This is a genomic window from Jiella sp. M17.18, from assembly GCF_041027365.1.
In the GTDB taxonomy this organism is placed as follows: domain Bacteria; phylum Pseudomonadota; class Alphaproteobacteria; order Rhizobiales; family Rhizobiaceae; genus VKMB-3413.
The window spans coordinates 126,710-152,478 of sequence record NZ_JBFTEH010000004.1; the positions used below are offsets into that span (position 1 = coordinate 126,710).

26 protein-coding genes are annotated in these 25,769 nt (G+C 68.6%); 15 read left to right on the forward strand and 11 right to left on the reverse strand.

Features of this window, described 5'->3' with window-relative positions:
• Positions 1 to 6 precede the first annotated feature (6 nt).
• Positions 7 to 867 (forward strand): MBL fold metallo-hydrolase, encoded by an 861-nt coding sequence (locus tag AB5S17_RS09485; RefSeq protein ID WP_369238590.1) that lies wholly within the window; start codon positions 7 to 9, stop codon positions 865 to 867.
• A 91-nt stretch (positions 868 to 958) separates the two neighbouring features.
• Here the strand turns inward: AB5S17_RS09485 and AB5S17_RS09490 are convergent, their stop codons facing one another.
• A complete protein-coding gene (locus tag AB5S17_RS09490; protein ID WP_369238592.1) occupies positions 959 to 1,576 on the reverse strand; it encodes a glutathione S-transferase family protein in 618 nt (205 codons plus the stop codon).
• 289 nt (positions 1,577 to 1,865) lie between these two features.
• On the opposite strand from AB5S17_RS09490, the gene AB5S17_RS09495 reads away from it, so the two are divergent.
• The gene (locus AB5S17_RS09495) at positions 1,866 to 3,068 is read left to right on the forward strand and encodes a pyridoxal phosphate-dependent aminotransferase (RefSeq protein ID WP_369238594.1); all 1,203 of its coding nucleotides are present in this window, start codon (positions 1,866 to 1,868) and stop codon (positions 3,066 to 3,068) included.
• Positions 3,069 to 3,461: 393 nt separating this feature from the next.
• Here AB5S17_RS09495 and AB5S17_RS09500 read toward each other — a convergent pair whose 3' ends face one another.
• Together AB5S17_RS09500 and AB5S17_RS09505 are read right to left on the reverse strand one after the other, a co-directional pair.
• On the reverse strand, positions 3,462 to 3,911 hold the full coding sequence (locus AB5S17_RS09500) for an MgtC/SapB family protein (RefSeq protein WP_369238596.1): 450 nt from the start codon (positions 3,909 to 3,911) through the stop codon (positions 3,462 to 3,464).
• A 115-nt stretch (positions 3,912 to 4,026) separates the two neighbouring features.
• Positions 4,027 to 4,965, reverse strand: a complete 939-nt coding sequence (locus AB5S17_RS09505; protein ID WP_369238598.1) for an alpha/beta fold hydrolase — start codon at positions 4,963 to 4,965, stop codon at positions 4,027 to 4,029.
• 194 nt (positions 4,966 to 5,159) lie between these two features.
• Between AB5S17_RS09505 and AB5S17_RS09510 the strand changes: the two genes are divergently transcribed.
• A complete protein-coding gene (locus AB5S17_RS09510; protein ID WP_369238600.1) occupies positions 5,160 to 6,284 on the forward strand; it encodes a ribonuclease in 1,125 nt (374 codons plus the stop codon).
• A 349-nt stretch (positions 6,285 to 6,633) separates the two neighbouring features.
• Complete coding sequence (locus AB5S17_RS09515; protein WP_369238602.1) at positions 6,634 to 7,584, forward strand: diguanylate cyclase; 951 nt, start codon at positions 6,634 to 6,636, stop codon at positions 7,582 to 7,584.
• A 30-nt stretch (positions 7,585 to 7,614) separates the two neighbouring features.
• Here AB5S17_RS09515 and AB5S17_RS09520 read toward each other — a convergent pair whose 3' ends face one another.
• From AB5S17_RS09520 to AB5S17_RS09555, 8 genes are all read right to left on the reverse strand, one after another.
• The gene (locus AB5S17_RS09520; RefSeq protein WP_369238604.1) at positions 7,615 to 8,523 is read right to left on the reverse strand and encodes a hypothetical protein; all 909 of its coding nucleotides are present in this window, start codon (positions 8,521 to 8,523) and stop codon (positions 7,615 to 7,617) included.
• A gap of 135 nt (positions 8,524 to 8,658) precedes the next feature.
• On the reverse strand, positions 8,659 to 9,441 hold the full coding sequence (locus AB5S17_RS09525; protein ID WP_369239088.1) for an ABC transporter permease: 783 nt from the start codon (positions 9,439 to 9,441) through the stop codon (positions 8,659 to 8,661).
• Positions 9,442 to 9,518: 77 nt separating this feature from the next.
• Positions 9,519 to 10,286 carry an ABC transporter ATP-binding protein gene (locus tag AB5S17_RS09530; protein ID WP_369238606.1) on the reverse strand — a complete coding sequence of 256 codons (768 nt, stop codon included), beginning with the start codon at positions 10,284 to 10,286 and terminating at the stop codon, positions 9,519 to 9,521.
• 115 nt (positions 10,287 to 10,401) lie between these two features.
• On the reverse strand, positions 10,402 to 11,031 hold the full coding sequence (locus tag AB5S17_RS09535) for a hypothetical protein (RefSeq protein WP_369238608.1): 630 nt from the start codon (positions 11,029 to 11,031) through the stop codon (positions 10,402 to 10,404).
• Between the two features lie 60 nt (positions 11,032 to 11,091).
• Positions 11,092 to 12,066 carry a PQQ-dependent catabolism-associated beta-propeller protein gene (locus AB5S17_RS09540; protein WP_369238610.1) on the reverse strand — a complete coding sequence of 325 codons (975 nt, stop codon included), beginning with the start codon at positions 12,064 to 12,066 and terminating at the stop codon, positions 11,092 to 11,094.
• Between the two features lie 235 nt (positions 12,067 to 12,301).
• Positions 12,302 to 12,940 (reverse strand): response regulator, encoded by a 639-nt coding sequence (locus tag AB5S17_RS09545; protein ID WP_369238612.1) that lies wholly within the window; start codon positions 12,938 to 12,940, stop codon positions 12,302 to 12,304.
• The gene (locus AB5S17_RS09550; RefSeq protein ID WP_369238614.1) at positions 12,937 to 14,340 is read right to left on the reverse strand and encodes a histidine kinase; all 1,404 of its coding nucleotides are present in this window, start codon (positions 14,338 to 14,340) and stop codon (positions 12,937 to 12,939) included. Before AB5S17_RS09550 ends, AB5S17_RS09545 begins: the two co-directional genes overlap by 4 nt.
• A gap of 122 nt (positions 14,341 to 14,462) precedes the next feature.
• Entirely contained in the window at positions 14,463 to 15,707 is a 1,245-nt protein-coding gene (locus tag AB5S17_RS09555; RefSeq protein ID WP_369238616.1) for an ABC transporter substrate-binding protein, read from the reverse strand.
• Between the two features lie 144 nt (positions 15,708 to 15,851).
• On the opposite strand from AB5S17_RS09555, the gene AB5S17_RS09560 reads away from it, so the two are divergent.
• The 11 genes from AB5S17_RS09560 (at position 15,852) to AB5S17_RS09610 (ending at position 25,641) form a co-directional block, all read left to right on the forward strand.
• Positions 15,852 to 16,400, forward strand: a complete 549-nt coding sequence (locus AB5S17_RS09560; RefSeq protein ID WP_369238618.1) for a DUF3280 domain-containing protein — start codon at positions 15,852 to 15,854, stop codon at positions 16,398 to 16,400.
• The gene (locus AB5S17_RS09565; protein ID WP_369238620.1) at positions 16,397 to 17,479 is read left to right on the forward strand and encodes a (5-formylfuran-3-yl)methyl phosphate synthase; all 1,083 of its coding nucleotides are present in this window, start codon (positions 16,397 to 16,399) and stop codon (positions 17,477 to 17,479) included. The genes AB5S17_RS09560 and AB5S17_RS09565 overlap by 4 nt, the downstream gene beginning before the upstream one ends.
• A 200-nt stretch (positions 17,480 to 17,679) precedes the next feature.
• On the forward strand, positions 17,680 to 18,336 hold the full coding sequence (locus AB5S17_RS09570; protein WP_369238622.1) for an amino acid kinase: 657 nt from the start codon (positions 17,680 to 17,682) through the stop codon (positions 18,334 to 18,336).
• An 88-nt stretch (positions 18,337 to 18,424) separates the two neighbouring features.
• A complete protein-coding gene (locus AB5S17_RS09575) occupies positions 18,425 to 19,825 on the forward strand; it encodes a DUF6513 domain-containing protein (RefSeq protein ID WP_369238624.1) in 1,401 nt (466 codons plus the stop codon).
• A 53-nt stretch (positions 19,826 to 19,878) separates the two neighbouring features.
• Complete coding sequence (locus AB5S17_RS09580) at positions 19,879 to 20,463, forward strand: DUF447 domain-containing protein (RefSeq protein ID WP_369238626.1); 585 nt, start codon at positions 19,879 to 19,881, stop codon at positions 20,461 to 20,463.
• 88 nt (positions 20,464 to 20,551) lie between these two features.
• Entirely contained in the window at positions 20,552 to 20,812 is a 261-nt protein-coding gene (locus AB5S17_RS09585; RefSeq protein WP_369238628.1) for a DUF2171 domain-containing protein, read from the forward strand.
• A gap of 151 nt (positions 20,813 to 20,963) precedes the next feature.
• Positions 20,964 to 21,242: a hypothetical protein gene (locus AB5S17_RS09590; RefSeq protein ID WP_369238630.1), complete on the forward strand. Its 279-nt coding sequence runs from the start codon at positions 20,964 to 20,966 to the stop codon at positions 21,240 to 21,242.
• 3 nt (positions 21,243 to 21,245) lie between these two features.
• Complete coding sequence (locus AB5S17_RS09595) at positions 21,246 to 21,719, forward strand: PIN domain-containing protein (protein ID WP_369238632.1); 474 nt, start codon at positions 21,246 to 21,248, stop codon at positions 21,717 to 21,719.
• Positions 21,720 to 21,884: 165 nt separating this feature from the next.
• A complete protein-coding gene (locus AB5S17_RS09600) occupies positions 21,885 to 22,424 on the forward strand; it encodes a 2Fe-2S iron-sulfur cluster-binding protein (protein ID WP_369239090.1) in 540 nt (179 codons plus the stop codon).
• Positions 22,421 to 23,407, forward strand: coding sequence for a xanthine dehydrogenase family protein subunit M (locus AB5S17_RS09605; RefSeq protein WP_369238634.1), 987 nt, complete (start codon positions 22,421 to 22,423; stop codon positions 23,405 to 23,407). The genes AB5S17_RS09600 and AB5S17_RS09605 overlap by 4 nt, the downstream gene beginning before the upstream one ends.
• Positions 23,407 to 25,641 (forward strand): xanthine dehydrogenase family protein molybdopterin-binding subunit, encoded by a 2,235-nt coding sequence (locus tag AB5S17_RS09610; protein WP_369238636.1) that lies wholly within the window; start codon positions 23,407 to 23,409, stop codon positions 25,639 to 25,641. Before AB5S17_RS09605 ends, AB5S17_RS09610 begins: the two co-directional genes overlap by 1 nt.
• The last annotated feature ends 128 nt before the right edge of the window (positions 25,642 to 25,769 follow it).

Below are 25,769 nucleotides of genomic sequence, written 5' to 3' on the forward strand. Positions count from 1 at the left end.
TTCCGCATGCCAGACCAGATCCCGCTCAGCAGCGACGCCCGCGCCGAGGAAACCGTCGAGGACGGCCTGCACGAGATCGCCCCGGACATCGCCTATCGCCGGCTGGTGTTCGTCAACATCGTGTTCTTCGGCCGCCCCGATGCCGGCGACCGCGGCTTCGTGCTGATCGACACCGGCATTCCCGGCACGCGCGCCGACATCGTCGCGTCCGCCGAGGCTCGCTTCGGCAAGGGCGCGCGGCCCTCGGCGATCATCCTGACGCATGGCCATTTCGATCACGTCGGCGATCTGCGGGCGCTGGCAGAGGAATGGGACGTGCCGGTCTATGCCCACCCGATGGAGCGGCCCTTTCTCGACGGGAGCCGGCCCTACGCGCCGCCGGACACCAAGGCCGGCGGCGGCATCATGCCGAAGCTTTCGCCGCTGTTCCCTCGCGGCCCGACCGACATCTCGGACCGGCTGAGGACGCTGCCGGAGGACGGCAGCGTGCCGGGCATGCCGGGCTGGCGCTGGCTGCACACGCCGGGTCACGCGCCGGGTCATGTGAGCTTCTGGCATGCGGACAGCAGGACGCTGATCGCGGGCGACGCCATCGTCACGACGGGCCAGGAATCGGCCTACGAGACCGCGGCCCAGAAGCCGGAGATGCACGGGCCGCCGGCCTATTTCACCCCGGACTGGGCCAGCGCACGCGCCTCGGTGCAGACGATCGCCGGGCTGAAGCCCGAACTGGTCGTCACCGGCCACGGCCGCGCGATGCAGGGGCCCGAGATGCAGGCTGCCCTGCAAAACCTCGCCGAGAACTTCGACGAGATCGCCGTGCCGAAGGGCGGACGCTATCCCGACACGGCGGCCGGCGGCAACTGACAGCCACGGCCTGCGGAGCCTCGGGCCGCCGCCCGCGATCTGCGGCTGACAGCAGGGGAAGCCGTAAGCGCCGTCCCGAAGGGCAGAGGTCTCAGTCCTCCGGCAGCCAGGTGATCGGCCGGTAGCCGGGTAGGGTCGCGACCCGGCCCAGCCAGGCGCGGATGCCGGGATAGGGCTGGAGATCATAGCCGCCCTGCGGGCCGAGATGGGTATAGGCGTAGAGCGCGATGTCGGCGAGGCTCGCTCGGTCCCCGGCCAGCCAGTCCGCCTGCGACAGCCGGTGCTCCATGACGCGGAACGCCTTCTCGCCGCCGGCGAGCGTCTCGGCCAGCCGCCCCGGCGTCGCCTTGTCCTTCAGGTGCGGATAGATCATCAGCGAGCGGCGCACGGCGACATGGGGCTCGTGGCTGTACTGCTCGAAGAACATCCAGCCCAGCATTTCGGCGCGGGTGAAGGCGTCCTCCGGCACGAAGCGGCTGCCCTCGCCGAGAAAGGCGAGGATGGCATTCGATTCCGGCAGAGTCCGCCCGTCGTCCAGCTCCAGCAGCGGCACCTTGCCGTTCGGGGTCTTGGCGAGGAAGCCCGGCTGTCTGGTGCCGCCGTCGATCGTCGACACCTCCACATGCCGGAAGCGCCGCCCGAGAAGCGCTATCAACAGCCGCGGCTTGTAGCAGTTGCCGGAGTCGGACATTCCGTAGATCGTGACCATGCGGGCTCCCGTTTTCGATGGCGCCAGTCTGGTGAGGAGCCGCCCCGCCGTCCAATGCAATTTGCGGCGGCGGTCCATCAATCTCCTTGATGTCCGGGATCGCAGCCCCGCCTCGCCGGCGTGTTCTGCCGGCCGTTGCCGCGCGGGTCCTCCAGCCGCCGCCCGCCGCCGGAACATCGTGAAGCGGCGCGTCTGTTCTTGCGCGTGGGAAAGGACGGTTCTAGGGTCCCGCCCGCCTGAACGGGCTTGAAACCTTCAGGCACTTCTTGAGAACCGGAGCATGAGACCCATGGCATTCCTTGCCGACGCCCTCGACCGCGTGAAGCCGTCCGCCACCATCGCCGTTTCGCAGAAAGCGCGCGAGCTGAAGGCGAAAGGCCGCGACGTCATCGGCCTCGGCGCGGGCGAGCCGGACTTCGATACGCCGGACAACATCAAGAAGGCGGCGATCGACGCGATCAACCGCGGCGAGACGAAGTACACACCGGTCTCCGGCATTCCGGAGCTGCGCCAGGCGATCTCGGCGAAGTTCAAGCGGGAGAACCGGCTCGACTACAAGCCGGAGCAGACCATCGTCGGCACCGGCGGCAAGCAGATCCTGTTCAACGCCTTCATGGCGACGCTGAACCCCGGCGACGAGGTGATCATCCCGGCACCGTACTGGGTCAGCTATCCCGAGATGGTGGCGATCTGCAACGGCGTGTCGGTGTTCGTCGAGACCAAGATCGCCGACAACTTCAAGCTGACTCCGCAGGCGCTGGAAGCGGCGATCACGCCGAAGACCAAGTGGTTCCTGTTCAATTCGCCGTCCAACCCCTCGGGCGCGGCCTATACGCATGACGAGCTGAAGGCGCTGACCGACGTCCTGATGCGCCACCCGCAGGTCTGGGTGATGACCGACGACATGTACGAGCATCTCGTCTACGGCGACTTCACCTTCGCCACGCCCGCCGAGGTCGAGCCGGCGCTCTACGACCGCACGCTGACGATCAACGGCGTCTCCAAGGCCTATGCGATGACCGGCTGGCGCATCGGCTATGCCGGCGGGCCGCTGCCGCTGATCAAGGCGATGGACATGATCCAGGGCCAGCAGACGTCGGGCGCCTGCTCGATCGCCCAGTGGGCGGCCGTCGAGGCGCTGAACGGCCCGCAGGACTTCATCGCGAAGAACCGGGAGATCTTCCAGGGCCGCCGCGATCTCGTCGTCGGCATGCTGAACCAGGCGCGCGGCATCGAGTGCCCGTCGCCGGAGGGCGCGTTCTACGTCTACCCGTCCTGCAAGGGGCTGATCGGCAAGACGGCGCCGTCCGGCAAGGTGATCGAGACCGACCAGGACTTCGTCACCGAACTGCTCGAAGCCGAGGGCGTGGCGGTGGTGCACGGCTCGGCCTTCGGCCTCGGCCCGAACTTCCGCATCTCCTACGCGACCTCCGAGGCGCTTCTCGAAGAGGCCTGCGCCCGCATCCAGCGCTTCTGCGGCAGCCTCGACTGAGGGCTCTGCCTTCCTGGCCAGATTATCGCGGGCGGTCCTCGGGCCGCCCGTTTGCGTTCGTGCGCTCTCGGATTCGGCGGCTGGCCGTGACGCCCGCTGGCTCCGGCCGACGGAGAACAAGAAAAAGGCCGGGCTCCGAAGAACCCGGCCGAAAGGGAAGGGGCTTTCGAAAAAGCAAACCCTTGGGAGGAAACAGCCGGAGAACCAATGGGAGGAGGTATCGATCCGTCCGACTAGTTGAAGAACTAGCCGCCGGCCGACCGCGGAGCAATTGCCGATCCGGTATGGCAGCCATGCGGAGAGGGAATAGCTATCGTCTATCGACAGACGGGAATCGCTCCGGTTTTTCCGAATGCTTAATAGGAAATATCTATCGAAACGGCCCGTTCGCTTCTACTCCAGCAGCTTCACCAGCCGCAGGACGATCAGCGTGATCACGACAGCGGCCGCGGCCAGCGCATATTCGCCGAGGCCGCAGCAGACCCCGACGGCGCCCACGAGCCAGAGCGAGGCTCCGGTCGTGAGCCCCTTCACCTCGCCGCCGCGTGACTGGATGATGACCCCGGCCGCGAGGAAGGCGATGCCGCTGGTGACTGCCGAGACGATGCGGATCGGATCCGCTCTGACGCCGGACCTGTCGGTGAAGCGCTGGATGATCACCGTCATCAGGATGGTGAAGAGGCAGGCGCCGATCCCGACAAGCATATGGGTCCTGAGGCCGGCGGAATGGTCGTGCCGCTCCCGCTCGAAGCCGATGGCGCCGGTGAGGACCGCCGCTGCCGCGAGGCTCCCGACCTCGTAGAGCAGGCCCCATCCGCCTTCGGTCCCCAACACACCGTCCATGATCGCGCTCTGTGTTCCGCCCGTTCGCCGCCGCCGCCCGTGCGGGGCCATCGTTGCATGCGAAACTTGCGGCCGCCGCCGCATGTTCCCCCGGGTCTTCCTCCGGCCGTTCCGCCTATGGCGGCGCGAGGCGGTCGAGCCAGGCGAAGAGGCTGCCGACGCCGTTCCGTCGAAATTCCGGCGTCTCGTGCAGCGTCTCGTGCCGTGCGCCCTCGACGAGGGTCAGCGTCACATCCGCAAGGCCGGCTTTCCCCAGGCGGGCCTGAAGCCAGGTCATCGCCTTGCCGCCATCGGTGACCGGGTCGGCCGTGCCGCCGAGGAGATGCAGCGGCAGAGCCTTCGGCAGCATGGCGAGGCCCGCCTCCGATCCGCCCTGGAAGATCAGTTGCAGGATGTCCTCCATCATCGAGACGCTCGGCGTGAAGCCGCAGAGCGGGTCGGCGAGATAGGCGTCGACGGCGGCGGGATCGTGCGACAGCCAGTCCGCCATCGTCCGCCGCGGCTCGATCGCCTTTCCCCACGCGTCGAAGGTGGCGCGCCGGATCAGCGCGCTCGGCACGTCCGAGCCCTTCAGCGCCTTTTCGATCCTGAGGGCGACACGGCCGACGCGTTCTTCCAGGCCGACGTCGAAGTTCGCGTTCCAGATCGCGGCGCCCGTAAGGTCCCGCCCATGCCGTTCGGCATAGTTCAGCGCGATCAGCCCGCCCATCGAATGGCCGAGGACGAAGACCGGCAGGCCGGGATGTCTCGCTTCGGCATGACGATGCACGGCGCGGCAGTCCGCCAGAACCCTGTCCGCGCCTCCGGCCTTGGCGAAGCGGCGCAAGGGGGCATCCGGCGCGACGGTCGAGCCGTGGCCGCGGTGGTCGTGTGCATAGACGTGGAAGCCGGCATCTGCGAGTTCGCCAGCGAAGCGGCCATAGCGTCCGGCGTGCTCGGCAAGGCCATGAAAGAGGAGGAAGATGCCGCGGGCCGGACCGCGGGCCGATCGGGAATACAGATGCAATGCCGCGCCCGATCGGCTGTCCAAGGTCTCCTCGCGATCGAACGCCACCGCATCTCTCCCCGTCTTCCCGATCGCCCGACAATAGCGTCGCGAACGGCGTGCGGGAAATGCGGCCGGTCCGGCGATCGCGCGAGCCGTGCACTCGTTGGTCTGAACCAGGCTGCGAATTCGGCTTGCGATGCAATCGTCACGCCGGCACGCTATCATCCGGAGAAAAAGGCCGGGGACGGCGGGAGGTTTTCATGGCGTGGACGTCTCGGATGATACTGGCTGCGGCTGCCGCCGCGGCGATTGCGGTCTCGCCCGCTGCGGCCGAGGAGCCGCTCAGCGGCTACGTCATCGCCCGCAGCGCCTGTTCGGCGACGCCGTCGATCCGCAACGCCGCCACCGATCCGGCGCTGCCGCTCCAGATCGATCGCGCCTACAGGCTGATCGCCGAGAACAGGGCGAACGGCACCCACTACCTGATCGAGGTGCCGGGCGCGCAGCCGGAACGGCGCTGGATCGAGAAGCGCTGCGGCATCCGCGTCGCCGCGGTGGACGAGCAGCCGCCGGGCGGCGGCACGAGCCAAGGCGGCAGCCCGGTTGCCGGGAATGCCGAAAACGCCTCCGCTACTCGCTCGGGAACCGGTGCAGGCGAGGGCACGAGCGCGCACTCCGGCCCATCGGGCGGCACCAGCTCCGGCGGCGGCATGGCGAGCGGCGGAGCCGCGCATCGCGACCTCCTGCTGGCGATCAGCTGGGAGCCGGCCTTCTGCGAAACGCACAGCGGCAAGCCCGAATGTCGGGCCGAGACCGCCAGCAGCTTCGAGGCCACGCATTTCTCGCTGCACGGCCTCTGGCCGCAGCCGCGCGGCGTGGAATACTGCGGCGTTTCGGCCGCCAACAAGGCCGCCGACCGCGCCGGGCGTTGGGACCAGCTGCCCGAGCCGCAGCTCGACCCGGAGGTGAAGGCGAAGCTCGACCGGGTGATGCCGGGCACGCAGTCGCTGCTCGAACGTCACGAATGGCTGCGCCACGGCACCTGCTACGGCACCAGCGCCAACGAATACTTCTCGGACGCGATCGCGGCGCTCGCCGCGATCAACGCCTCGCCCGTCGGCGCGCTGTTCGCCGGTGCGCTGGAGCGGCCGCTGACCTCCGACAAGATCCGCGGCGCGTTCGACCAGGCCTTCGGCCAGGGCGCCGGCGCCCGCGTCAGGATCGCCTGCGACAAGGACGGCAGCCGGCGGCTCATCGGCGAGCTGACGATCGGCCTCGTCGGCGAGATCACGCCGACGCCGGACATGCAGAAGCTGATCATGGCGGCAAAGCCCACCAGCCCGGGCTGCACGGACGGCATCGTCGACGCGGTCGGGCTGCAATAGACGGGGCAAGGCGGCACAGACGGGCTGCCGCCGCGGCAAGCTGCCGCAGGCCGCCGTCTCGGCTGACACCGCGGGAAATCGCATAGCTGCTTTATTATCAGCCCGCTAGCAGGATGCGCCAAGATGCTTTCGGCGGGCTTCGAGGAGCCGTCGCACGGCCCAATCGCGTCTTGGGACTGTCGTTCCTCCGTTTGCGAAGCTCGCGGATAGGAAGTCTTAAACGCAACGGCATACTCTTTTCGCGCGATCATGCGCAAAGGGAATGCGTCCCCAGATGGATCTCAGTTCACCGAGACGATCGTCGCGGGCGGCCGCCGGATCTCCGTCGGCCGAAGGCGGGAACGCCGCATTGGAGGCGAAGATCGCGGCTCAGGACAGCCTGATCCGCGCCCAGGCAGCGGAACTCGCCCACAGCCGCAAGATCTTCGAGCGCGCCTCCGCCGTCGCCCGGATCGGCGTCTGGGAGTGCGATCTCCACACCCAACAACTCACCTGGACGAACGTCCTCTACGACATCTACGACCTGCCGCGCGGCGCCGAACTCGATCGCGGGGCGATCCTCCAATGCTATCCGGAGGCGACGCGCGCCGAACTGGAATCGGTGCGGGCGAAGGCGATCGAGGCGCGCAGCGGCTTCACGCTCGACACCGAAATCGTCACGGTGAAGAACAACCGGCGCTGGGTCCGGATCACCGCCAGCGTCGAGTGCGAGGGTGGCGAGCCGGCGCGGATCTTCGGCATGAAGCAGGACATCACCGAGGAGAAGCTGCTGGCCGAGCGCACTCGCTATCTGGCGGAATTCGACGTGATGACCGGCCTCGCCAATCGCAGCCAGTTCCAGGCGCGGCTCGCGGCGCTCGCCAGGAGTGGCGGAGCGGGGGCGCTGCTTCTGGTCGATCTCGACGCCTTCAAGCAGATCAACGACACCTATGGGCACTCGTTTGGCGACAATTGCCTGATCGAAGCCGCACGACGCCTGCAGGTGGCCGCCGCCGAGGCGGACCTGGTGGCGCGGATCGGCGGCGACGAATTCGCCGTGCTGATCGAGGGTCGGTGGAGCCGGGCGGCTCTCGAACGGCTGGCGGGACGCATCGTCGGCGCGTTCCAGAGTCCCCTCGACTGCGGCGGCGAGACCCTGGCGATCGGCGCGACGGTGGGCATCGCCAGCGCGGCCGCCTGCACGCCGTCCGAACTCTTCGTCAAGGCCGACATCGCGCTTTACGCGGCCAAGGCCGCCGGCCGGGGCCGCTCGCAGATGTTCTCCGCCGATCTCGACCGGCGCGCGATCCGGGCGGCGTGACGGCGGCGTCGTCGGCCGCGCGCTGCCGTGTCAGAGCGCCTGCTGCAATGCCCGGCCGAGCCCGAATGCGCGCTGCTCGATCAGCGTCGGCACTTCGCAGACATAGCCCAGCGACTTGCGCCGCTCGTCGAAGATCCGCGTGTCCCACATGATCTGCTGACGCGCCTGGTCGGGCTCGGTGGGGACGGTGGTCGTCGCGCGCTGCTGCGCGTTGATCTCGGCGCTCTCCTTGCGGATTCTGGCCGCCATCGCCTTCTGCTTGGCGCCATAGCGCTCGATGCCGTTGACGACGTCGTTCCGCTCGGCGTTCAGCCGCGCCAGGATGTCGGTGAAGATCGCCGTCGTCTTGGCGGCGCGCTCGCCCTTCGGCAGCGACGTCACGAACTCCTTCACCTTCGCCTCGGCCTCGTCGAGCGGCAGGCGGCGCACCACGACTTCGTCGACCAGCGCCTGCATCGCCGGGGTCCGCGGCACGTCCTTCGCCTGCGAGAGGTCGGGCCCGGCCCAGATCTGCGCCGGGGTGATGGTGTCGACGAGACGCTGGGCGCAGGGCCAGTTGGTCGTGCCCTTCTGCGGCCCGCGGGCAAAGGCCATCGGACTTGCCGCGGCGGTCTCGCCGGGCCCGACGACCGTGGTCGGCGCGGGCACCATGGCGCCGCCCTGCGAGGTCACCGCCGGGGCCTGCGATGCGCCGGGCGGCTCGGCCGGAGCGGCCTCTTGCGTTGCGGCGGCTCCGGGCGAGCGCTGCGGGGCACCGCCCGGCTTCCAGTTCGGCGCGTTCTTCGGCGCCGGGCCGGGCAGGACGAAGCCCTTCGGTATCGCGCGCGGCTGCGCGCCGTCCTGGGCGAAGCCCGGCTGCGACAGGACCATTGCGACGCAGAGCGCCGGAGCGCCGACGACGACCGTGCCCGCAGCGCGGAACATCATGCGTGCGAACATGTGAAACCTCCCAGTTTCCTGCAGCGTCCTCCGGCCTGCCGAAGGACGCTCGAACTCATTGGACCTGCGCATCACACTTGCCGACGGTCGCTGCCGGCCCGCGGACGGATGCGGGTGCGTTGCGCACGCGCCCTCTCACGACTGGCGCTTGCGGCTGATGACGCCCCTCGCCGGATCGTAGGCGAGGATCGCGCCCCCGAGGAAGACGATGGTGCAGCCGAGGACGACCAGCAGCGCCGTGAGGTTCAGCTGTTCGTAGAGGGCGAAGCGGATCAGCTCGACCCCGTGAGTGAAGGGGTTCGCCAGGCAGATGTCGTAGAGCAGCGGGCTGCCCTCCTGCACCCGCCACAGCGGATAGAGCGCCGAGGAGGCGAAATACATCGGGAAGATCACGAAGTTCATAACGCCCGCGAAGTTCTCGAGCTGGTTGATCAGCGAGGACAGGAGCATGCCGAGGGAGCCGAGCATCAGCCCGGTCAGGACGATCGCCGGCAGGGCGTAGAGATAGCCCGGCCAGTCCGGCTTGACGTCCCAGAACCAGGCGATCCCGAGGAACACGTAGACCTGCAGCACGCCGACGGCGACGCCGGCGCAGAGCTTGGACACCAGCAGGAACCAGCGCGGCAGCGGCGAGACGAGCAGCGTCTTCATCGTCCCGGTCTCGCGGTCGTAGACCATCGACAGCGAGGACTGCATGCCGTTGAAGAGCAGCACCATGCCGGCGAGGCCGGGGACGATATAGACCTCGTAGAGAATGTAGGTCTGGTAGGGCGCGATGATCGACACGCCCAGAACCTGGCGGAAGCCGGCGGCGAAGATGAACAGCCACATCAGCGGGCGCACCAGCGCCGAGACGAAGCGCTCGCGCTGGTGCAGGAAACGCAGCCATTCGCGCCAGACGACGCCCTTGAGGCAGATCCAGTAGGCGAAGAGCGGGAAGCCGCGCCGCTCGGCGGCGCGCGGAGGATCGACGCGCGGATCGAGGGAAGCGGTGGTCACGAGGCCATCTCCAGTTCCACCGGCCGGCCGGCGAGGCCGGTGAGGCGCGAGAAGGCCTCGCGGATCGAGCCGGCGCTTTCCCGCGCGACGATCTCCGGCACCAGGCCCTCGGCGAGCACCTTGCCGTGATGCAGGACCACCACCCGGTCGCTTTCGTCGATCTCGTCGATGAGATGGGTCGCCCAGAGGACGGAGACACCTTCCTCCTTCACCAGCCGCCGCACCTCCGCGACGATGTCGGCGCGCGAGCGGATGTCGAGGCCGACGGTCGGCTCGTCGAGCAGGATCAGCCGCGGCCGGTGCATGAAGGCGCGCACGATCTCGATGCGGCGCAGCTGGCCGCCGGAGAGGTTGCGGGCCTTGTCGCCGAGCCGGTCGATGAGGTCGGAGCCCTTCAGGATCTCCCCGATGCGCTGCTTCGCCTCCGCGCGGGGGATGCCGTGCAGCGCGGCGTGGTAGACGAGGTTCTGCCGGATCGACAGGTCGAGATCGAGGGTGCGCGCCTGGAAGACAATGCCGAGGCGCCGGAGCGCCTCGCCGGGGTCGCGGTTGAGGTCGTGGCCGAGGACCGAGATCGACCCCTCGCGCACGTTGAACAGCCGCGTGATCAGCGAATAGAGCGTCGACTTGCCGGCGCCGTTCGGGCCGAGGAGGGCGGTAAACGAGCCCTGCGGCACGGTGAAGGAGACGTCGTCCAGCGCGCGCCGCGGGCCGTAGGAATGGCTCACATGGCGCACGTCCAGGGCTGCTTCTGCGTCGCTCATCCTCACGCCTTGCCGATTCTTCCTGCGCTCACGCACTGCTCCCTGAGACGGCGGACGCGGCGCGATCGCCGCCGCAGGCCGCCACGGCCACGGTCCGCCGGCGGCCGGTCACGCGTCAACGCACGATCAGGATCGTGCCCTGCATGCCCTTGCCGCTCTTGGCGTCGCCGACATGCCAGGAATAGCGCCCCGGCTGCACCGCCTTGAAGTAGACCGATATGGTCCCCTTGTCGTCATATTCGAGCCAGGCCGGCGCCCCGGCCATGTGGACCTCGAGATCGTCGACGACGATCTGGTCGATCCAGATGTTGCGGAAGAAGTCCGATGCCTGGAATTTGTACTCCAGCCCGCCGTTCGAGGTGATGTCCATCCGGTAGGCCTGGCCGGCGCGCAGCACGTAGTCGTTGCGGCTCGCCGCATAGTCGTCGCCGGGCTTGCCGAGCACGAGCGGCGGCAGGATCCGGCTGGTCAGCGAGACCTTCGGCAGGCCCAGCTGGTCGCCCGACATGGCGTTCGCGGGCATCATCGCCATCTTCTTGGCCGCTGCGACGGCCTTGTCCTGCGTGGCTGCGGCTGCCGCCTCCGCCTTCGTCTGAGCGGCACCGCCGGCCGCGTCACCGTCGTCGTCTCCCGCCTTGCCCTGCTGCTGGGTGTCGGGACCGTTGCCCTGCGCGAACGCTGCGGGGACGCTCATGGGGGCGAAGGCGAGCGTTGCCGCCATTAGCTTGAGCCAAAGGGGTCTCATCGGCAAAAATCCTCCCGGTTGCCGTTGTCCATCCGCAAGACCGCGCGCAGCGGCCGGCGCCTACTTGATGTCCGCGACCGCGGCACCCCAGGGCTGCTGCCCGACCTGCACGGTCTTGATCACCTCGTCGTCGGCGGTGTCGATGATCGAGACGTCGTTGGAGATGCCATTGGTGGTGAAGAGGTATTTTTCGTCGGGCGAGAAGGCGAAGTGCCAGACCCGCTGGCCGACGAGCAGATACTTCTCGACCTTGTAGGCCTTGGCATCGATCACCGCGACGCGGTTCGCGGGACCCAGCGCGACATAGGCCTTGGAGCCGTCCTTGGTGATCGCGATGCCGACCGCCTGGATCGCCTCGGCGCGGATGCCCGGGATCTGGAAGCTGATCGTATGCGTCACCTCCTTGGTCTTCATGTCGATGACCTTGACGGTGCCGCCGATCTCCGAGGAGACCCAGACCTCGGAATTGTCCGCCTTGAAGGCGGCGAAGCGCGGCCGGGTGTCGACGAGGACGTTCGCGGTGATCTGCTGGCTGTCCTTGTCGATGAAATGCGCCATCGACGTCGTCTCGGACGTGTTCACGATGGTCTGGCCGTCGGGCGAGACCGCCATGCCCTCCGGCTCGACGCCGACCGGGATTTCCGCCGTCATCGCGCCGGTCTGAAGGTCGATCACGGTGACGAGGTTGTCGTTCTCGTTGGCGGCATAGAGCGTCTTGCCGTCCGGCGAGACCGCCAGCAGCTCGGGGTCCGGTCCCGAGGGCAGGGTGCCGATCTTCTTGTGGGTCTTCGTGTCGAAGACGGTGATCAGGTCGTCGTCGGAGGTGCAGACATAGATCTTCGTCTGGTCCGGCGAGGTGACGATGCCGCGCGGCCGTTGTCCCGCCCGGAAGGTGTCGGTCACCTTGAAGCCATCGGAATCGATGACGGTGATGTCGTTGCCCTTCTCGTTGGTGACGAAGATCTTGTAGGCGAAGGCCGGACTGGCGGACGCCGCGAGCCCTGCGGCGACAGCCGCGATGAAAACGCGTCTCATTCTTCCTCCCGTGAGCCGTCCGGCATGCCCGGCGAACATGCCGTCGCGGCCGTCGCACGGAGGCCTGCGGCGCGACAGGCCGGCGACCCGCGTGGACGGTTCCGGCCGCCTCCGGCCTTCGTGCCGCTGGGAGGGCAGGAGGACCGGAAGACGACCGGGATGCCAAGCTACCCCGCGGTTTTCAGAGGCAGCAACGGGACAAGTTCCCGTGTTTCGAGCCGTCGGAGCGCAAGCCTCAGTCCTCGCCGTGATCGAGCATGCGTCCGCCCTTCGTCTCGATGGCGAAGCGGACGAGGTCGGAGGTCCGCTCGACGCCGAGCTTCTCCTTCATGCGGGTCGAGGTGTTGGCGATCGTCTTGTAGGCGACGCCCAGTCCCTGCGCGATCTCGGTGAGGCTCTTGCCGTCGCCGAGCATGTGGAGGATCTGCAGCTCGCGCCGGGTGAGGTCGGCGACGCTGCCGCGCGCGTTCTCGTTCTCCGCCATCAGCGCCGCCGTCTCGCTGTCGACATAGGGCTGGTCCTCGAGCGCCTTCTCGATCGCGACCAGAAGTTCGTCCGAGGGCGCGCTCTTCGAGACATAGCCGAGCGCGCCGTCCCTGCGGGCGGAGGCGGCGTAGACGATGTCCGAATACATCGAGAAGACGACGATCCGCGCCTTCGGATCGTCCGCCCGCAGCCGCCTCAGGACATCGAGCCCGCTGCCGTTCTTCAGGTTGATGTCGAGGACGGTGACGTCGGGCCGCAGCTTGCGGAAGGCGGCGAGCGCCGTGGACGGGGACTCCGCCTCGCCGATCTCGGTCACCGGCAGCGCCTCGACCAGCCGCCGGATGCCGTCCCTGACGACCGTATGGTCGTCGACGATCAGGATCTTCATGCGTCCCTCCCGCTGCCTGTGCCCGGCTCGCCGTCGTCGACCGCCTCGGCCGGGCCGGCGCCCTCGCCGAGCGGCACCCAGCCTTCGACGCGCACGCCGGGCGGCAGCGGCACCTGGACGACGGTCAGCTCGCCGCCGGTCGCCTCGACCCGCTCGCGCATGCCGATGAGGCCGAAGCCGCCGGCGGTCCCCGCCTCCGGCAGGCCGCCGCCGTCGTCGACGATCGAGAAGCGCAGCCGGCGCCCCTCCGCCGCCACCGCGACGGATATGCGCGTCGGGGCGCCATGCCGCAATGCGTTGTTCATAGCCTCGCGCACCACCCGGTGGACCAGCACCTCCACCGTGGCGCCCCAGTCGCCGTCGGGAACCGCGGCTTCCATCGCGACCTCCGGATGCCGGCGGGACAGGTCGGCGACCAGATCCTCGATCGAGGCCTTCAGCCCGAGGCCCGGCATGGTGCCGGGGCGCAGATTGGTCAGGATCCGCCGGACCTCCCTGCGGGCGCGGTGGGCGGCCCCCTTGATCGCCTCGGCGCGCGAGCGCAGGGCCACGCCGTCGCCCGGCCCGTCGCCGTTCGCCTGCTGCGGCCGGACCATCCGCCCGATGGCGGAGGCGTCGACGTCGATGGCGAAGAGCAGCGGTCCGACCTCGTCGTGCAGGTCGCGCGCCAGATCGGCCCGTTCCTCGTCCTGCAGTCGCAGCAGCTGTTCGGACAGCCGGCGATTGCGAGCGGAGATCTCGTCCAGGCGCTCGCTCATCTCGTTGCAGCCGTCGGCGAGTCGGCGCATTTCCGGCGGCCCGAACGGGCGGACTTTCGCGGCGTAGTTCCCGGCGCCGATCTCCAGGAAGGCCGCCTGGATGCCGGCGAGCGGGCGGAGCGCGCGATCGGCGACGATCCAGACGGCGACGAAGGCGATGACCACGAACAGGATCAGGATGCCGAGCCCGGTCAGGAGCTCGAACCAGGTGTCGGCGAGGATGTTGCGCGGGTCGATCAGGATCGCGACCGAGGTGATCGGCTCGGAGATCGCCGACAGCGGCATGATCGTCGTCGACGGGTCCGGGGAGAGGAGCTGGACGAACCAGTCGGGCAGCTGGTCGTAGTCCTTGGCCGGATGCGACTGGTCGCGAATGACGCCGAGGGCGTCGATCAAGATCACCTTGACGTAGCGATCGCCGTTGAAGGTGCGCACGAAGGCGGCGAGCTTGGCGGGAACGTCGGGCGTCGCGGGAAGCTCGGCGACGAGCTGCGCGACGCGGTTCGTCGCGACGCTGCGCGCGGCGCTGAGCTCGGTGACGATGTTCAGCCGCGCCTGGCGATAGGTCACGAGGCCGCCGATCACGAGGATGACCAGGAAGGCGATCGACAGCGTTGCGGCGAGGCGGGCTTTGAGCGACACGGCAGAAACGGGCACCGATGCGGGGTTGCGGCGGGCCGGGCGGCCCGAACACCGCCCCGCGCGGGACGGGTGAGACCGGGTTCTACATCCTCGCGCCGCGCGCTAACAGCATCTCGGCCGCGTCAGTCCTTGAAGACGCATTTCGTCTCCGGCCGATCGTAGCCCATGGTGTCCAGCTCGGAGACCTGGTGCAGGAAGCCCTCCTGCGGCGAGACGCTCACCACCGAGCGGCCGTCGCTGAGGAGAATCGGCTGGCGCAGCTGCCAGTCCCAGTCGCGGAAGGTCAGCTTCTGGCCCTTGAAGGCGGCGACGGAGAACTTCGGGCTCTTCAGATAGGCGATCAGCTTGGCGGGATCGGCGGAGTGCGTCCGCGTCGCCGCCTCGCCGATGCTGCGCACCGCCGTCCAGGCCTCCATGTCCCTGGCGTCCATGCGCCGGCCGGATTGGCTCTGGAAGCGGTTCTGGATCTGCTCGCCGCCCCATTCCTGGCTCGTCGGGTCCCAGGCGGTCGACCGCAGCCCGGCGGTGCCGGCGACCGGGCGCGGGATCCAGGTGCGCCAGGGGATATAGGTGCCGAACACCTCGCTCCTGTCGGCGACGAGCAGCACCTGGTGATCCGGCAGGTCCTGCAGGAATACCGGGATCTGCCGCTGCACCAGCGCCTGACCGGAATCGGTGGCGCGGGCGCCGCCCTTGTCCGGGAACACCTTCTCCCCGACGATCTTGGCGCCGAACTTCTTCGCCGAGCGCTTCAGGTCGTCGGCATAGCGCTTGTCGGCCGGATGCTCGCCCTCGACCAGCGCCCAGTTCGACCACTGCTTCCAGACGAGATACTGGGCGAGGGCGTCGGTCAGCATCGCCGTCGACGGCGCGATGTGCAGCATGTTCGAGCGGCAGTCCGCCTGCCGCAGCCGGTCGTCGGCGGCGCCGACATTGAGGACGACGGCGCCCTTCGGCTTGGCGAGATCGGCGACCTTCAGCGTGTCCTCGGCGGACAGGTCGGTGATGACGTAGGAGACGCCGCCGTCCAGCATGGTCTTCGCCGCCGCCGCGACGTCGTCGCCCGGCGCGAGCGTGACCGGCACGAGGGTGAAGTCCTGGCCCATGAAGCGGCCGGTCGTGTCGTTGTCGGCGATGGCGAGCTTGGCGCCGGCAAGGCCGATATCCGGCGGAGGCACGTCGAGCGCGGAGAGCGCCAGCGTCTTCTCATAGGTCCGGAGATAGCCGATCTTGATCTCCTGCGGCTTGGCCTGGCCGGGCACGGCCGGGGCGGCGGCGGGCTTGGCCGGCTGCGCCACGCCGGCGGCCGGAACGAGCGCTGCAAGCGCCGATGCCAGCACGAGCGGGCGCAGGGCGCGTTTTGCCACGTTCAACAAGATCCGATCCTCCCATGCCGCACTCGGCCGCGCCCTTTTGGCGAGCCTTGCCCGCGATTTCCCGTTTGTCCCGCCGGCCGCGAACGCTATGACTGGTTCCGCCGAGGTGGGCACCGCGGTCGCGGGAGAAACGAGATGATCAGGCAGACAATGAGTTGCGGACGCCGCCTTGCGAGGCAAGCGAGACTTTTTCCCGTTGTCCTCCTTCTCGCTTCGCCCTCGGCCCCGGCCCTTGCCGCGGCGAAGTCGGTCGCGGTCTTCGACTTCCAGCTGATCGACTCCAGCCTGCAGGGCTCGATGGAGGGCGTCGACCCCGCCCAGACCAAACGCCTCGAGAAGATGGCGCCGGAGCTTCGCGACGACATCGGCCACCTTCCGGGCTATCAGATCGTCGACACCGGTCCGGTCGAGAAGAAGGCGGACGCCCAGTACCTGTCGAGCTGTGGCAATTGCGCCCTCGGCCTCGCCAAGCAGGTCGGTGCCGATGTCGCGGTCGTCGGCACGGTGCAGAAGGTCTCGAACCTCATTCTGAACATCAACGCCTATGCCTTTGACGTGACATCCGGAAAGGAGATCGCGAGAGGCAGTGCCGACATCCGCTCGAACACCGACGAGAGCTGGCACCGGGGGCTCGCCTATCTCTGGAAGAACGTCCTGAAGAAGCAGTTCGAGCAAGCCAAGTGACCAAGCTCCTCGCCAGCGTCACCGGGCCGGACGAGGCCGAGACCGTCCTTGCCGGCGGGGCCGACATCGTCGACCTGAAGGATCCGGCGCAAGGCGCGCTCGGCGCCGTCTCGCCGGACGTCATCGAGGCGACGATCGCCCGCGTCGCCGGCCGGCGGCCGGTCTCCGCCGTCGCCGGCGACCTGCCGATGCGGCCGGACGCGGTCGTCCCGGCGGTCGAAGCGCGCGCAGCGGCGGATTTCGTCAAGATCGGTCTCTTCCCCGCCGGCCGAGCCGATCGGGAGGCGGTCATCGCGGCGCTGCGGCCGCTCGCGGAACGGATCCGGCTCGTCGCCGTGTTCTTTGCCGACGGCGACTTCGATCCCGGACTTCTGCCGCTTCTCGCACAGGCGGGATTTGCCGGCGCGATGATCGACACCATGGGCAAGGACCGGAGGAGGACGGGCGGCGGCGGCCTCCTGTCCCACCTGTCCTTCGCGAAGTTGTCGGCCTTCGTCGCTGAGGCGCGCGGGCTCGGCCTGATGACCGGGCTCGCCGGCTCGCTGGAGCCGGCCGACATCCCCCGGCTTCTGCCGCTGCAGCCGGACTATCTCGGCTTTCGCGGCGCGCTGACGGCGGGCGCGCGCAACGCGCCGGTCGACCTTCAGGCGGTGCGACGGGTCGCGGCGATGATCGCCGCGCAGACCACGCCGGCGCAGGAGAGCGGCGCCGGCGGATCCGGCTTCGACCGCATCTTCGTGCGCGACTTCACGCTTCCCCTCGAGATCGGAGCCTACGGGCACGAGCGCGGCCGGACGCAGGACGTGCGCTTCTCGGTCGAGGCGCTGGTCGACCGCATCCGCGGGGACGCCGAGACGATCGCCGACGTCTATTCTTACGACCGCATCATCGACGCCATCCGCGCGCTGGCCGAGCGCGGCCACACTGACCTCGTCGAACGGCTCGCGCTGGATCTGGCGGGCGCTGTGCTCTCGGACGGACGCGTCCATGAGGTGACGGTCCGGGTCGAGAAGCTGGAACTCGGCCCGCGGGCGGTGGGCGTGGAGATAAGGCGGGGCCGCTCCGATTCCGACACATAATCGTCATCCGCCCGCCGCAACCCCTTGTGCTTCGTGACGATCGGACGAACATTACCCTGGTAAGGGACCATGAATGGTCTTCGGGATGGGCCGGGCTGTCGCTCGGCTTTCCCGCGAGCGAGAGCGGCCGCGAAGGCCGCCGCGACAGGGCGGCGCGGGCAGATGCCCCGCGCCGGGGCAACGCGTCCGGGGCGGGCAGTATGGCAAGGGAAGTCGAAGGAATACTCGTCGTCAAATTCGGTGGCAGCTCGGTGGCGTCGCCCGATCTGAAGCGGTGGGTGAAGGCGGTGGAACAGGCGCGCGAGCCGGTCGTCGTCGTGCCGGGCGGCGGCCCGTTCGCCGATACGGTGCGCCGCTATCAGCGGCAGATCGGCTATGACGACGACGCCGCGCACGAGATGGCGATCCTCGCCATGGAGCAGTTCGGCTGCGCGCTCGTCAGCCTCGGCAGTCGCATGGTCAAGGCGCGCGACATCGCCGCGATCCACCAGGCGATCGGCAGCGGGCTGATCCCCGTCTGGATGCCGCGCGACACGGCTCTGGGCGCGCCGGAGATCGCGCACGACTGGACGGTGACCTCCGATTCGCTCGCCGCCTGGTTGGCGGCGCAGCTGCCGGAGGCGCGCCTCTGCCTGTTCAAGCAGATCGACCTGCCGCCCGAGGCGACGCTCGAGACGCTGCTCGGCGCGCATATCGTCGACGAGAGCTTCGGCAAGCATCTGCGCGCGTCGACCTCGGTCTATGTCGCGGGGCCTGCGGATCTTCCGGCCGCCGGGCCGCGGCTTGCCGACGGCGGCGTTCCCGGGCGGCTGATCGCAATGCACCGCGCCTTGCCCGAGATGGCGGCCGGCGGCTGACGGCCGCCCGGCGCCTGCGCGGCGACCGGATCGTCGAAGTCCGCGGCGAAGGCTTTCCAACCGCCCGCAAATGCCCGACATAGGCGGCATGGCGAGACAGCGACTGCTCTTTCTCACCGGGCACCTAGCCCGTCCCCGGCTCGAACGCGTCCTCTCCGGTCTCGGCGAGACCGAGTTCGACTGGGCGATTGCGGACATCGGGGTGAAGGTCGCGGCGCTCGCGACCGGCGACATCATCGAGCGGCGGCTGGAGCGGCCGGTGGAGGCGGACGGCGTGGTCCTGCCGGGCCGCTGCCGGGCCGATCTCGATCGTCTCTCCGAGGTCTTCGGCGTTCCCTTCACGCGCGGGCCGGACGAACTCGCCGACCTGCCGGCCTTCCTCGGCCGCAAGGGTGCGCCGCCGGACCTCTCCCGCCACGACATGCGCATCTTCGCCGAGATCGTCGACGCCTCGGCGCTGTCGGTCGAAGCGATCCTCGCGCGCGCCCGCCCGATGCAGGCGGCCGGTGCGGACGTGATCGACCTCGGCTGCCTGCCGGACACCCCCTTTCCGCATCTGGAAGAGACCATCCAGGCGCTGAAGGCGGAAGGCTTCGGCGTCAGCGTCGATTCGGCTGTGCCGGAGGAACTGCGGCGCGCGACGCGCGCCGGCGCCGACTTCCTGCTCAGCCTGACCGAAGAGCGCATGGACGTCGCCGAGGCCGGCGCCGCCGTGCCGATCCTGATCCCGAAGACGCCGCAGGACACTGCCTCGCTCGACCGCGCGATCGAACGGGCGCGGGAGATGGAGATCGACTTCATCGCCGACTCGATCCTCGACCCCATCCATTTCGGCTTCTCCGCCTCGCTGGTGCGCTATCACCAGCTGCGCGAGCGCCATCCCGCCGTCGAGATCCTGATGGGCACCGGCAACCTCACCGAACTCACCGACGCCGACACCTCGGGGATCACCGCAACGCTGCTCGGCATCTGCTCGGAGCTTGCCATCCGCAACCTCCTCGTCGTGCATGTCAGCCCGCATACGCGCGCGACCATCGCCGAGCACGATGCGGCGCGGCGCATGCTCTTTGCCGCCCGCGCCGACGGCGCCCTGCCGCGCGGCTATTCGAAGGCGCTGCTGCAGGTGCACGACGTCAAGCCCTATGCGGTCACGCCGGACGAGCTGGCGGAGCAGGCCGCCGGCATCAAGGACCGCAACTACCGGATCGAGACGGCCGAGGACGGCGTCCATCTCTACAACCGCGACGTCCACGCGATCGAGACCGACGCCTTCGAGTTCTTCCCGCACATCGACGTCGGCGGCGACGTCGGCCACGCCTTCTATCTCGGCGCCGAACTGCAGAAGGCCGAGATCGCCTGGCGGCTCGGCAAGCGCTTCGCCCAGGACGCCCCGCTCGACTTCGGCGTCGGTGCGCCGCGCCGCGAGGAAGACCGCACGCGGCTGGAGGCGGCGGGCCACACCTTGAAGGCCAGGAAGACGCCGTCGTAAGCCTCCGCCTGCGACGGCCGGACCGGCAACGACAATCCGAAAGCGAGGCGGCGATGCCCTATATCCGCGAGACCATCCTCACCACGCGCTCGGCAGCCGGTAAGGTGCACATCGCCCCGCTCGGAATCATCCAGGACGGCGAGACTTGGGTGATCGCGCCGTTCCGCCCGTCGACGACCCTGGCGAATGTCGAGGAGACCGGCATCGCGGTCGTGAACTACACCGACGACGCCAAGATCTTCGCCGGCTGCCTCACCGGCCGCAAGGACTGGCCGCTGGCGGACGTGCCGGACTGTCCGGTGCCGCGGCTGGAGGCGGCGCTGGCGCACGACGTGCTGGAGGTCATATCGGTGAAGGGCGACCCGCAGCGGCCGCGCTTCGCCTGCCGCGTCGCCGCGTCCGGCCAGCATCGGCCGTTCCAGGGCATGAACCGCGCCAAGGCGGCCGTCCTCGAAGCCGCGATCCTGGTCAGCCGGCTGAAGATGCTGCCGCCGGAGAAGATCGAGGACGAGATCGCCTATCTGAAGATCGCCATCGACAAGACCGCCGGCCCGGACGAGGAGCAGGCCTGGTACTGGCTGCTCGAAAAGGTCATCGCGCATCTCGCCGAGGTGGAAGCGGAGCGGGGAGGGAGCTGACGCCTCGACGATCTTCCGACAGTCCGACGCATCCTGTTGGCATGCTCGGCGGTTGATGGGCTGGAGTCCACGAACAAGGAGGCCCGCCATGGCCGACACCAGTCGCATCAAGGAACATATGGAAGTCATCGGCGCCGACGGCGCCCATGTCGGCACCGTGGACGGCGTCGACGGCGACCGTATCAAGCTCACAAAGGCCGACAGCGGCGAAGGCTCGCACGAGGGCCACCACCACTTCATCCCGCTCGGCTTCGTCGCCGACATCGAGGGAAACCGCGTCAGGCTCTCGGCGAACGGCGACGTCGCCGTCTCCTATGAGGAAGAGGCGGACTCCTCGCCGACGAACTGAGCGACGCCCCTGCCACCTCCGCCGCTTCGGCGGGGGTGGCTACTGCGCCATCCGGCCGCGCATCTTCCGGGCAGCATCCGTCGTTCAGCCGATTCCAGTGCGGCGCCTGCGCATGGTAGGATTGGCAGCCGAGACGGACGGAGGCACGGCAATGGACGTGAAGCAGGCGGTCAAGATCGCGAAGGATTACGTCAACGAGCTTCTGGCCGAGGAAGGACTGACGAATCTCGGCCTGGAGGAAATCGAGTTCGACCAGGCCGACCGCTCGTGGAACGTCACCCTCGGCTTCTCGCGACCCTGGAACAGCATGCGGAACGGCTTCACCGCACTCAGCGGCAACGTGCCTCCGGGACGGTCGTATCGGGTCGTCAAGGTTCGCGACGAGGACGGGCAGGTTGTCTCTCTGAAGAAGCACGAGCTGGCGGACTGACTCGTGGCTTCGCGCCCGATCCTCGTCGACACGAATCTTCTCGTGCTCCTGGCGGTTGGGTTGATCAGCCCGTCTCACATCAAGAGACACAAGCGGCTGCAGCAGTATGACGAGATCGACTTCCGGGCGCTGGAGGAACTGATCGCCGCCTCGTCGGGAGCCATCTTCTGCCCGAACGTCTCCACCGAGACGTCCAATCTCGTCCGCTATGTCGCAGAGCCGCTACGGTCCCGAGTGGGTCTTGTTCTGGCTGAACTGATCCGGCGTGCCGAGGAGTCCCTGGTTCCGAACCGCGACGCGGTCGACCATCCGGCCTATGCACGCCTCGGACTGACGGACGCCGTGCTCCTGATGCTCGCCGCCCGAGGTGCAACCCTGGTCACGGACGACCTGCCTCTCTACCTGGCCGCGGTTGCCGCTGGGCAGGAAGCCATCAATTTTGCACATGTTCAGGCCCGGCGCCCCGACTTTCCCTGAGCGATTGCCGTTTCCGGCGCTCATCGCCAGCACTGCGGTCGGTTCCAGCCTAACCAGACGGGCCGCATGAACAGACCGTCGCACCCTCGAACCTTTCCTGCTCTTCCTTAGTTCCCCCTCCGATTTCGAACCGTTCCAGACTGGCGGCCGCGTGCCGGCGGCGGTCTGGCGCCGAAACCGAAGGGAACACTCGTGATCACACTCACCATCAACGGGACCGAGCACCGGATAGATGCCGATGTCAGGACGTCGCTGCTCGACGCCCTGCGCGACCATCTCGCGATGACCGGGACCAAGAAAGGCTGCGACCACGGCCAGTGCGGCGCATGCACCGTCCTCGTCAACGGCCGGCGCATCAATTCCTGCCTGACGCTCGCCGTGATGCACGAAGGCGACGCGATCACAACGATCGAGGGTCTCGGCGAGCCCGGCAACCTGCATCCGATGCAGGAAGCCTTCCTGCATCATGACGGCTACCAGTGCGGCTACTGCACGCCCGGCCAGATCGTTTCGGCCGTCGGCATGCTCGGCGAGGTGAAGGACGGCTGGCCGAGCCATGTCAGCGACCACCTCACCGGCGAGCAGGGTCTGACGCCCGAAGAAATCGCCGAACGCATGAGCGGCAATATCTGCCGCTGCTCGGCCTATCCGAACATCGTCGACGCCATCCGCACCGCCAGCGACAAGACCAAGGAGCCGGCATGAGAGAGTTCCAGTATTCGCGAGCCGGCGACATCGCCGAGGCGGGCCGCCTCGCTAGCGCCGGCGCCGCGCGCTTCATCGCCGGCGGCACCAACCTCCTCGACCTGATGAAGCTTGAGGTCGAGGCGCCGGAGACGGTCGTCGACATCACGCGCCTGCCGCTGAAGGAGATCGAGGAGACGCCGGAGGGCGGGCTCCGGATCGGGGCGCTGGTCCCGAACGCCGATCTCGCCGCCGACAGCCGCATCGCCCGCAACTATCCGGTGCTCTCCCGGGCGCTCCTCGCCGGAGCCTCCGGCCAGTTGCGCAACAAGGCGACGACGGGCGGCAACCTGCTGCAGCGTACGCGCTGCTACTACTTCTATGACACGACGACGCCCTGCAACAAGCGCGAGCCGGGCTCCGGCTGCGGCGCCATCGGCGGCTTCAACCGCATCCACGCGATCCTCGGCGCGAGCGACAAGTGCATCGCCACCCATCCGTCGGACATGGCCGTCGCCATGCGGGTGCTCGACGCGACGGTCGAGACGCAGAAGCCCGACGGCTCCAAGCGCACGATCGCGCTCGAGGACTTCTATCGCCTGCCCGGCGCGACCCCGGAGAAGGAGACCACGCTCGAGCCGGGCGAGCTGATCACCGCGGTCGTTCTGCCGGCGCCGGTGTCCGGCACGCACATCTACCGCAAGGTTCGCGACCGCGCCTCCTATGCCTTCGCATTGGTGTCCGTCGCGGCGGTGATCCGGACCGAGGCCGGCAGGATCACGTCGGCGCGGCTCGCCTTTGGTGGCCTCGCCCACATGCCTTGGCGCAACAAGGCGGTCGAGGACGCGCTGGTCGGTCAGGCGCCGACCAGGGCCGTGTTCGAAAAGGCCGCCGACATCCTCCTCGCCGACGCCAAGGGGCAGGGCGGGAACGATTTCAAGATCCCGCTCGCGCGCCGCACGCTGACGGCGGTTCTTCGCGACGCAACGGAAGGAGCGGTCTGATGAACAAGCACGTCATGGACAAGTCGGTCGGGGAAACGCGCCTCGATCGCGAAACGCAGGGCGTCATCGGCAAGCCCGTCGACCGCTACGAAGGCAAGCTCAAGGTCTCCGGCCGCGCGCCCTATGCCTATGAGCATCTCCTGGAGGAGAAGAACGTCGGCTACGGCTTCGTCGCCACCGCCGGCATCGGCAAGGGCCGCATCAAGTCGGTCGATACCGGCGCGGCGCAGGCGGCGCCCGGCGTCCTCGCGGTCGTCACCGGCGACAAGATCCTGCGCTCGTCCGCGCAACCCGGCAGCCCCGCCGCCCAGACGATCGACGGCCAGGTCTTCCATTACGGCCAGCCGGTCGCGGTCGTCGTCGCCGAGACGTTCGAGCAGGCGCGCCACGCGGCCAGGCTGATCAAGGTCGATTACGAGCCGGCCGCGAGCGGCCGCTACGACCTCAGCCAGGTGAAGGACAAGGGCGTCGCGTCCGACCAGGGCGTGATGCCGGCCGACACCGAGCGCGGCAACTTCGAGAAGGCGTTTTCCGAAGCCGACGTGCAGTTCGACCAGACCTATACGACGCCCAGCCATCACTCCTCGGCCATGGAGCCGCAGGCGAGCGTCGCCAAGTGGGACGGCGACATGCTGACCGTCTGGTCGTCCTGCCAGCTCTTGGAATCCAACGTCCAGCAGATCGCCCACGGGGTCGGCGTGCCGGTCGAGAAGGTGCGGCTGCTCAGCCCCTATATCGGCGGCGGTTTCGGCAACAAGCTGGGCATCGGCCCGGACGCGGTCTTCGCCGCGCTCGGGGCGCAGGCCGCGGGCCGTCCGGTGAAGCTGGCGCTCGCGCGTCCGCAGGTCTACCAGGTGACCTCGCGCCGCTCCGAGACGATCCAGCGCGTGCGGATCGGCACGACCAAGAACGGCAAGATCACCGCCTTCGCCCACGAGACATGGGCGGCCAATTCGCCGGGCAACGGCTTCTTCGAGCCGGCCGGCGTCTCCAGCGTCTTCCTTTATGGCGGCGAGCATCGGCGCGTGTCGCACCGCCTGTCGGAGACCGACGTTCTGATGACTTCGGCCGTGCGCGCGCCCGGCGAGGCCGTCGGCATGCTCGCGACCGAGAACGCGATGGACGAGATGGCCGAGAAGCTCGGCCTCGACCCCGTCGAGTTCCGCCGCATCAACGAGCCGAAGCAGGATCCGCAGAACGATATCCCGTTCTCCTCCCGCAAGCTCGTCGAATGCATGGACGACGGCGCGAAGCGGTTCGGCTGGGCCGACCGGCCGAAGACGCCGGGCTCGCGCCGCCGGGGCGAATGGCTGATCGGCTACGGCATGGCCTGCGCCTCTCGCAAGAACCAGCTGCAGAAGTCCTCGGCCGAGATCGAGATGTCGCCGGCGGGCCACGCCACCGTGCGTACGTCGATGACGGATATCGGCACCGGCACCTACACGATCCTTCAGCAGATCGCGGCGGAGATGCTCGGTCTCCCGCTCGATCACGTGAGCGTCGAGCTCGGCGACACCTCGCTGCCGCCATCCTCCGGTTCCGGCGGCTCCTGGGGCGCCAACAGTGCCGGTTCGTCCGTCTATGTCGCAGCCGAAGCGGTGATCGAGGAATTCGCCAAGCGCCTCGGCGTCGATGCCGACACGCTGACGCTCAAGGACGGCCATGCGATCGCCAACAACCGCCGGATCCCGTTCTCGGAGATCTTGAAGGGCGAAGCCTACAAGGTGACGGGCACGGTCGAGCCGGGGGAGACGTCCGAGAAGTTCACCCAGTCGAGCTTCGGCGCGCATTTCTGCGAAGTGGCGGTCAGCTCGGTGACGGGCGAAACGCGGGTGAAGCGCCTGCTGACGGTGGCGGCCGCCGGCCGCATCCTCAACGAGAAGACGGCGACGTCGCAGTGCTATGGCGGCCAGATCTGGGGCATCGGCTCGGCGCTGGAAGAGGAACTCGTCATCGACAAGCGCAGTGGCCTGCTCGTGAACCACGACCTTGCCGAGTACCATGTGCCGGTGAACGCCGACGTGCCGAAGCTTGAAGTGGTGCTCCTGCCGGAGCGCGATCCGCATGCGAGCCCGCTCGCGGGCAAGGGCATCGGCGAATTGGCCCTCGCCGGCGTCGGCGCGGCGATCACCAACGCCATCTACAACGCCTGCGGCGTGCGCGTGCGCGATTATCCGATGACGCTCGACAAGGTCATCGCGGGCATGCGCGACGACCTGACGGACGCCGCCTGAGCGGCTGTCCCGGCCGGTAATCGTTGAGACAGGCACGGGGTCGGCGTTTCGCCGGCCCCGGCGCGTTTCGGGCTCCGGTTTGTGGTGCCCTGCAGAGGCCGATCGCCTACGCTGTCGGCAGGTCCGGA

Coding starts and splice junctions, on each gene's coding strand:
- AB5S17_RS09485 (WP_369238590.1), top strand. CDS start 7: ATGCCAGACCAGATCCCGCTCAGCAGCGACGCCCGCGCCGAGGAAACC.
- AB5S17_RS09490 (WP_369238592.1), bottom strand. CDS start 1,576: ATGGTCACGATCTACGGAATGTCCGACTCCGGCAACTGCTACAAGCCG.
- AB5S17_RS09495 (WP_369238594.1), top strand. CDS start 1,866: ATGGCATTCCTTGCCGACGCCCTCGACCGCGTGAAGCCGTCCGCCACC.
- AB5S17_RS09500 (WP_369238596.1), bottom strand. CDS start 3,911: ATGGACGGTGTGTTGGGGACCGAAGGCGGATGGGGCCTGCTCTACGAG.
- AB5S17_RS09510 (WP_369238600.1), top strand. CDS start 5,160: ATGGCGTGGACGTCTCGGATGATACTGGCTGCGGCTGCCGCCGCGGCG.
- AB5S17_RS09520 (WP_369238604.1), bottom strand. CDS start 8,523: ATGTTCGCACGCATGATGTTCCGCGCTGCGGGCACGGTCGTCGTCGGC.
- AB5S17_RS09530 (WP_369238606.1), bottom strand. CDS start 10,286: ATGAGCGACGCAGAAGCAGCCCTGGACGTGCGCCATGTGAGCCATTCC.
- AB5S17_RS09535 (WP_369238608.1), bottom strand. CDS start 11,031: ATGAGACCCCTTTGGCTCAAGCTAATGGCGGCAACGCTCGCCTTCGCC.
- AB5S17_RS09540 (WP_369238610.1), bottom strand. CDS start 12,066: ATGAGACGCGTTTTCATCGCGGCTGTCGCCGCAGGGCTCGCGGCGTCC.
- AB5S17_RS09545 (WP_369238612.1), bottom strand. CDS start 12,940: ATGAAGATCCTGATCGTCGACGACCATACGGTCGTCAGGGACGGCATC.
- AB5S17_RS09560 (WP_369238618.1), top strand. CDS start 15,852: ATGATCAGGCAGACAATGAGTTGCGGACGCCGCCTTGCGAGGCAAGCG.
- AB5S17_RS09570 (WP_369238622.1), top strand. CDS start 17,680: ATGGCAAGGGAAGTCGAAGGAATACTCGTCGTCAAATTCGGTGGCAGC.
- AB5S17_RS09575 (WP_369238624.1), top strand. CDS start 18,425: ATGGCGAGACAGCGACTGCTCTTTCTCACCGGGCACCTAGCCCGTCCC.
- AB5S17_RS09580 (WP_369238626.1), top strand. CDS start 19,879: ATGCCCTATATCCGCGAGACCATCCTCACCACGCGCTCGGCAGCCGGT.
- AB5S17_RS09585 (WP_369238628.1), top strand. CDS start 20,552: ATGGCCGACACCAGTCGCATCAAGGAACATATGGAAGTCATCGGCGCC.
- AB5S17_RS09590 (WP_369238630.1), top strand. CDS start 20,964: ATGGACGTGAAGCAGGCGGTCAAGATCGCGAAGGATTACGTCAACGAG.
- AB5S17_RS09605 (WP_369238634.1), top strand. CDS start 22,421: ATGAGAGAGTTCCAGTATTCGCGAGCCGGCGACATCGCCGAGGCGGGC.
- AB5S17_RS09610 (WP_369238636.1), top strand. CDS start 23,407: ATGAACAAGCACGTCATGGACAAGTCGGTCGGGGAAACGCGCCTCGAT.